Genomic DNA, 6,080 nt, shown 5'->3' with positions numbered 1-6,080 from the left:
CAACCAAAGGCCGTTGGGAACAATTTTGGGATCGTATTAATCAAGCAGGATTAATTGGTCTGGCAGAAATTTGCTAGTTATTTATAAGAAGCAAGCAGTACATTAATTCGAGGTCATACCCGCATCTGATTTAAGAGTCAATTGGCTTGCAAAACTTATACTTGCGGTAAACAGTGAAATTATGGCAATTGAAAAAATTCGTTTTAGCATCATATTATTCCTTTAAGATTAATGAAATTGGTATTTAAATTTCGGAGGCGCCAATAAAGCGTATAGCAAGAAAAGCCTAGTTGCAATTAGAGCGCATAATACCAAAGCTAAGAATATTAATTTTTACGCTTAAAACAGCAAATGGATTTATTTTTTTAAAATATACCAAAAAATATTGAATAATTTGCTTGCTCACTTTACAATCATTATATTAAATTCAATACCATTTAGATCTATGTCAAAACGCCCCCATCTCTTTAAGTTGAATGATAGTCATTCTGTTGCTGCAATCCATCAAGCGATACAAGCGAGCTCTTCTATACAGGAGGCTGCAGCGCAATTAAAACTCGGTGATTGGATTACCTTAGCAACTCATTTGAGTAAATTTATTTTGGATGGGGAACTTCTAACTTTTGCAAGCTTTAAAAAAATAACGGTTGAAAGAGCTGAAGAAATATGGGGTGAGGGCTATCAACAACCGATGCTCGCTAATGATATATCGATAAATAGCTATTCCCCTGTCTATCTTCATAGTGTGGCTCGTGATTGTAAAACCATTCGAAAGGCAGCGATAATATTAGGAGTACGCGATTATACCTTTGATAGATTCCTCGCAAGGCATCACTTAAATTTTAAGGATTTTAGAGAGTTATCGAGGGAAGCATTTATCGAGATTTTTGGTGATGTATTGGAGTTAGAGGTAAAGGAGCAGCGAGTTAATTTAACGCCAGCAGTTCCGCTTAAGACATTGGATAATGATATTTTAGATAGGGAATTAGCTATCAACCATTCAGATAGAGCCGAATTAGATTTCAATAACCTAGGCAATAAGCGTCGCGGCATTGATTCCTTAGTGGATTTAACTAGTACAAAGAGAATAACGCCGAGTCGGGCTGCTGTTCAAGAGAATGTTGATTGGGATAGCTTATTCGTCTGTGACAGTTTAGATGAGTTTGATAACCTTTACTCTACCGCCGGGTCTTCTCTTACCCCCATAGCGCGGAGTTCAAAAGTCTATAGTTTCTTCGGAAGTCCTATAACGCTTAAACAATTATCTAGTGAAGAGGAATCATTAAATTTGACTAAATGCAGTTCATTATAAATTAAATTTACTTTCTTCGACTTTTAACGGATTCACTCAAGGGCTTCTGGCTTTTTTCTTAATATTTTTAATTGCCCCTGTTTTGATTTTTCATCCAAGATTTTTTGTTGGGCTCGTCTGGAGCGTCTTTTCTTTTGACGCTTTAGTTTGGCAATTTTTTGTTGAGTTTTAGTTTTTTCATCCTTAATTAAAGAATGTACTTTTTCGCATAGTCTCATTCTGGCAAAATAGCGATTATCTTCCTGGCTTCGTGAATCCTGGCATTTAATTTCTAAGCCGGAGGGAAGGTGTTTTAAGTAGACAGTGGATGCGGTTTTGTGTAGTTTTTGTCCGCCTTTGCCACTGCCGACAATAAATTTTTCTCCCAGATCATCTTCATTAATACCAAGATCACCCATCCAAGCCTTCAGTTTGTCCCATTTATCTTTATTAACCATTTTGGTCCATTAATTGTCTCCGGTTGCCTATTAAAATTCAAATAAAATTAGAGTAGTTTATCCTTTCGTATTAAAAATAGAAATGAGTTTAACTGCCTGCAGCATGGCTATAAGTAAGAAATACGTTATACTATTTAATCAAGCGAATAACCCCATATGATCAAATGTTAACTGTGCAAAGCCAGATGGATCTAACTCCCTTAAATACCTTACATTTACAAGCGATTGCCTCTCACTATGTGGTCTTGGACCAGGTGGAACAATTAGAAGAAATTAGTGCGCTTCTTGCTAACTTTTCTCAGTTCTTCGTCTTGGGAGGGGGAAGTAATTTAATTGTACCTCCCCTTTACCAAGGTTTGGTGATTCATAATCGCTTGCGTGGCATCAGCATTCAAGATCGCGGTCACGAGCGGGTTGTTACTGCAATGGCCGGAGAAAATTGGGATGATTTTGTCTCCTATTGCACGAACCATGAAGCCTTTGGGCTGGAAAACTTAAGTTTAATTCCTGGCACCGTTGGTGCATCGCCTATCCAAAATATTGGTGCTTATGGGGTAGAAGTAAAAGATTTTATCGAAGAAGTCTTAGTTTATGACTTACAAAGCGCCCAACTGATTCGTTTAAGTAATGAAGAATGTAAGTTTAATTATCGCACTAGTTTTTTAAAGAATAACTCTCGCTACATCGTTATTAGTGTAAGTTTTAGTTTATTATCCGAACCGAATCTCAATTTAAGTTATGGAGATGTCGCGCAAAGAATGGCTTCCCTGGCTAGCTCTGCCCCCCAGGATCTGCGTGCTGTTATTATTGCTATCCGGCAAAGTAAGTTGCCCGATCCCCACGAGTTAGGTAATGCGGGGAGTTTTTTTCATAACCCTATTTTGCCAAAGCAGAAAGTGCAAGAGTTATTGCTTAAATATCCTAATCTCCCTTTATTCCCTACCACCGATCCTAATTACATTAAAATTTCTGCTGGTTGGCTGATTGATAATTTAGGCCTAAAAGGAGCTCGGAAAGGCAATATAGGGGTTTATCCTAAACAAGCTCTGGTGTTAGTGAATTATGGGAACGCTTGCCAAGCTGAATTATTGGAGTTTGCCCATTGGATTCAAGTGCAAATTAAAGAATGTTATGACCTAAATCTTAATATTGAACCTATCATTCTGACTTAGGATACTGTTTTGTATTTATGAGCGATTTTTTCTAATGGTGCAGCGCCTCAACGTGTTCTATCTGACGCTTTAAGTAATGCTTGCGGGTGGACTAAGCCCTGCCTGAGAGCTTGCCGAAAAAATCATAAGAAACTAACTTACATAAGCTAGGTTTAATAACTTACTTGCTCGACGTTAATGCACTGTGAATCTTTTAATGGCACAAAAGATTCATTGCTTTTACAATCTTTTGCATAAAAGACTTGATGATAAAAGCGCAAGTTGAGGAATTTTCCTTGCTCATTTTGATTTGAATACACCCACAAATTGGTGCGGGCAGGATCCATGCTTAGCGAACTTGGATCGGGTAGGTTTTGCGGGAAATATTTAAGTAGGGGAATAAAGTTCTTAAAGGGTAGTTGAGATTCTGGTGGTGTTAACCAACTTACTAATTTATTGTACTCTTCTTCCGTCGGATTTAAGCCTTGTTTATCCCAAGCTATTACTACGGAATAGGGTGAGGAATTTTTCCCATAATCAAAGAGTTTTTTCTTTTCATCTGCCGTCCACTGAAAGCTACTCCAATACTGGTTTTTTCCATTATCGGTGCTAATAGGAAGATTTAAATTGTCACTTAAATTTTTAACAGTTAAATAAGGGTTTGGACTTGGATTCGGGTTTGGATTACGTGGAGTTACATTGCCTTTATTACTAATGCTGATAATTTTACCAATTGGACAAACACAGGCCTGAGCTTTATCTACGCCGACACTGTGAGTATCACCCCAAATATAATTCTGAAAGAGCATCGGATAAAGTTCTGCATGTCGTTGGCCTTCAGCGGTTAAAGCATGAGGGCCCGACTGAGTGTCTTCGGCATGACGAATAACGAAAACTACAGGCATGCAGCTATTGGCCATTCTAAAACTACCCTTTGGGCCACATAAAGGTTCATTAGCCCATAAAGTGCATGAAGTTATAAGCAAGATAAATATTGGGATAAGTCTCATCTGCAAACGCCAATGTCCGAACATAACTTAAGTGTAGCAAATCAGGGATTGATTAACCAAACCTGATAATAAAGTACCCAGCAATTAAAATCATCTGATTAACGCTTTACACTAAAATCTCAACGCCGATGAACCGAATGGTACTACGGGCAGCATAGCGATTTCAGGCATATTACTAAATTTAACCGCTGGTACTAGGCTTGTAATAGTTCCATAGGGTGATTCCTCTTCCCTTAACTGGGGTGGAAAAGTATAGGCGCTAGGATCAGTCGTCAAGCGCTCAGGGTATTTATCTGTCTTAGGCCTATTTTTATATTTTTCTGGAGGAATAAGGCCTAAGTCTTGAGCCCACATGCAGCTCTTAGTCAAAGAAACTTTAACATGATAACTACCACCTTCGGTTGCCCTCCTTATCAGTGCAGTCATCATTGCGGCAGTCCCAAAATAGCCTGTTAACAAATCATTAATATAGAAAACAGGAGAAGTTAGAGGGGCTTCGAGACTACCTTCTGTCACGGCAAAACCAGATACCATCTGGGCATTTTGATCAAAGCCTGGGCGATCTCTCCAAGGGCCTTGGTGGCCAAAAGCATTAATGGACAAATAGATCATCCCGTTAGGATTTAAGTGGGTGACATTTTTGGCATTTAAACCAAATTTTTCCATTACACTATGACGATAGGATTGAGCAAAAATATCCGCTTCTTTTAAAAGAGTTAGTAATTTTTGGTGATCTTCTTTGCAATCAAGATTACAAAATGCTGATTTTTTTCCATGGTTAACACCCAGGTTTATGCTTTTAGGGTCCGTATGATAAGAGGGCTCAATGTGTAAAACAGAGGCACCATATTCTGCAAGGCCCATAGTAGATCTTGGTCCTGCTAACACATGTGTTAAATCTGCAACATTAATACCTGCTAAGGGGCTTATAGCGTTTTTTTGTAGTCCATATGGCTTTCCTTCTGCGATTTTCTCAATTTCAATTACCGGAGTGTTCAGCAATAATTGGCCTTGAGGGTGAGCTCGCCATTCTTCTCTAGTACGTACAACAACGCCAGGTAGCCCTATTTCGGCTAGTTTTTCTTCTAATTCAAAGGAATTCCAGTTCGATATAGCTTTTGCAATCGCTTCTCGATTATTCCCGCAATTAAAAAAATTTAAGTATCCACTTTCCAATTTAGGATAGGGTGGTCCATTTTGTATCCAGATCTGTCGTCCATCTCGACAATGGAAATGGGTATTCGCAGGTTGAATATCGGCTCTAACAGTTGAAATATACCCTTGTTGCCACACAAAATGGCTGGGATGCAAAAAATGAATGGCATCCTGAATGTTGAGAGATAAATTATTTTTTCTTCCTGTGCGAATATCCCAAATAGCGCTGGCCACCACCCCATTTAACAACAAGGCATAGGAAACGGCTTCTCCTAATTTATGAGGAGAGGCGAGAATAGGGTCGCATCCTTTTAAAATAGCTTCACCTTGAAAAAGCTTATTTAATCCTAACAAATCTATTAGTTCATTTAAGGCAGGGAGTTCACCTTTTGATAAAGTGTACAGATGATCCGTCATAAAAATCTCCCTAGCTTAAAATGTTTACTCCTCCTTAATCAATAGCACTTGATTAAAAAGAAAGCAAAAAGAGCCGGGAAAATAAAAGCTAAGTACTTTTTTTTTAGATGTTTGTCGCTTTATTAAAAAGTGTAAATTTTTTGCAAAAAAATTTATAACTTCCTTAATCAAAGACGCAATATAATAAAATCATCCTAGTTTTCATCTGCTCAGGTGGGTGAGTTTCATAATTAGGAGATCACATGCGATTTTTAAAATTTTGTCTGTTTAATGTAGTAGTAATGATACTTTTTACCACCAAAGCAAATGCAGGGCTCGTGCATCTTTTACAGGCAAATTTGTTTTCCTGGTCAACGATGGATCCCAAAAAAAATCCACCACCAATCAATAAGTTTAGTGCTTATGTTAATCAGCACAATTTTGATTTTATTACTACCCAAGAAAATGATTACGCCTTAACGGATAGTATTTATAAACTAAACTCATGTTACGCACATAAACTTGTAGTTTGACTAAAAAGCATTAGAATTCCGCCCTTAATTTTAGGGAGGGAATTAAATGGATATGCTTGATCTTTATAGTGATTATTTGATTTTCC

6 protein-coding genes are annotated in these 6,080 nt (G+C 37.8%); 3 read left to right on the top strand and 3 right to left on the bottom strand.

Features of this window, described 5'->3' with window-relative positions; genetic code table 11:
* The first annotated feature begins 445 nt into the window (after nt 1-445).
* Complete coding sequence (locus ELY15_RS12850) at nt 446-1,312, top strand: hypothetical protein (RefSeq protein WP_127100668.1); 867 nt, start codon at nt 446-448, stop codon at nt 1,310-1,312.
* Nucleotides 1,313-1,344: 32 nt separating this feature from the next.
* Here the strand turns inward: ELY15_RS12850 and ELY15_RS12845 are convergent, their stop codons facing one another.
* Nucleotides 1,345-1,749 carry a peptide chain release factor-like protein gene (locus ELY15_RS12845; protein ID WP_127100666.1) on the bottom strand — a complete coding sequence of 135 codons (405 nt, stop codon included), beginning with the start codon at nt 1,747-1,749 and terminating at the stop codon, nt 1,345-1,347.
* Between the two features lie 164 nt (nt 1,750-1,913).
* Between ELY15_RS12845 and murB the strand changes: the two genes are divergently transcribed.
* The gene (gene murB, locus ELY15_RS12840) at nt 1,914-2,921 is read left to right on the top strand and encodes a UDP-N-acetylmuramate dehydrogenase (protein WP_127100664.1); all 1,008 of its coding nucleotides are present in this window, start codon (nt 1,914-1,916) and stop codon (nt 2,919-2,921) included.
* Nucleotides 2,922-3,073: 152 nt separating this feature from the next.
* Here murB and ELY15_RS12835 read toward each other — a convergent pair whose 3' ends face one another.
* Together ELY15_RS12835 and ELY15_RS12830 are read right to left on the bottom strand one after the other, a co-directional pair.
* Nucleotides 3,074-3,820: a hypothetical protein gene (locus tag ELY15_RS12835; RefSeq protein WP_233586736.1), complete on the bottom strand. Its 747-nt coding sequence runs from the start codon at nt 3,818-3,820 to the stop codon at nt 3,074-3,076.
* A gap of 201 nt (nt 3,821-4,021) precedes the next feature.
* Nucleotides 4,022-5,482, bottom strand: a complete 1,461-nt coding sequence (locus tag ELY15_RS12830) for a CoA transferase (RefSeq protein ID WP_127100660.1) — start codon at nt 5,480-5,482, stop codon at nt 4,022-4,024.
* Between the two features lie 242 nt (nt 5,483-5,724).
* Between ELY15_RS12830 and ELY15_RS12825 the strand changes: the two genes are divergently transcribed.
* Nucleotides 5,725-5,994, top strand: coding sequence for a hypothetical protein (locus ELY15_RS12825; RefSeq protein WP_199744222.1), 270 nt, complete (start codon nt 5,725-5,727; stop codon nt 5,992-5,994).
* Nucleotides 5,995-6,080: the final 86 nt, after the last annotated feature.

The organism is Legionella sp. km772, from assembly GCF_003989735.1.
Taxonomy (GTDB): domain Bacteria; phylum Pseudomonadota; class Gammaproteobacteria; order Legionellales; family Legionellaceae; genus Legionella.
The sequence above is the reverse complement of the archived record's forward strand: the minus strand, read 5'-3'. Positions and strand labels throughout refer to the sequence as shown.

Coding starts and splice junctions, on each gene's coding strand:
- ELY15_RS12845 (WP_127100666.1), bottom strand. CDS start 1,749: ATGGTTAATAAAGATAAATGGGACAAACTGAAGGCTTGGATGGGTGAT.
- ELY15_RS12830 (WP_127100660.1), bottom strand. CDS start 5,482: ATGACGGATCATCTGTACACTTTATCAAAAGGTGAACTCCCTGCCTTA.
- murB (WP_127100664.1), top strand. CDS start 1,914: ATGTTAACTGTGCAAAGCCAGATGGATCTAACTCCCTTAAATACCTTA.
- ELY15_RS12835 (WP_233586736.1), bottom strand. CDS start 3,820: ATGGCCAATAGCTGCATGCCTGTAGTTTTCGTTATTCGTCATGCCGAA.
- ELY15_RS12825 (WP_199744222.1), top strand. CDS start 5,725: ATGCGATTTTTAAAATTTTGTCTGTTTAATGTAGTAGTAATGATACTT.
- ELY15_RS12850 (WP_127100668.1), top strand. CDS start 446: ATGTCAAAACGCCCCCATCTCTTTAAGTTGAATGATAGTCATTCTGTT.